Source organism: Psychrobacter sp. Rd 27.2, assembly GCF_001921755.1.
GTDB lineage: Bacteria > Pseudomonadota > Gammaproteobacteria > Pseudomonadales > Moraxellaceae > Psychrobacter > Psychrobacter celer.
Genome location: NZ_MRYB01000103.1, coordinates 1 through 394, shown reverse-complemented (window position 1 = coordinate 394; position 394 = coordinate 1). Strand labels below are relative to the sequence as shown.

1 protein-coding gene is annotated in these 394 nt (G+C 42.9%); it reads left to right on the top strand.

Annotated features, from left to right (window positions below; translation table 11 throughout):
- Window positions 1-199 precede the first annotated feature (199 nt).
- A partial coding sequence (locus tag BTV99_RS12780) for a hypothetical protein (RefSeq protein ID WP_143507194.1) occupies window positions 200-394 on the top strand: 195 nt, incomplete at its 3' end.

The following is a 394-nucleotide window of genomic DNA, read 5'->3' as shown; positions in this document are numbered from 1 at the left end:
TTCTAGCGATGATCCTTGGCTGGAACTTGTTCAAGCGTGGCGCTAAGTAAAAGAGCCTTGTTTGTTGGCATCTTTTAGAAACCATCGCTTAGGCGGTGGTTTTTTTTAAGGAGGTTATTTTGGAATCTGCAAATATTATAAATTGGCTAATAGTGATTGTTCCTAATGTTGCAATTTACGTCTTGATAAGGGCTGTGATATGAAAAGATTCTTAGCCTTCTTCTTATCTTTCGTGATTGTCTTTAGCTCTACTACCGCCGCTTATGCAGCTTCGTCTGTCGGTGGCTGGACGGCTGTAGATACTGTCATTGCTGGCGCTACTACTACAATCAATGCAACCAAAACGGCTGGCGGTAAGGCATTAAAATCTGCTGTTGCTGTCGCTCCAAGTGCT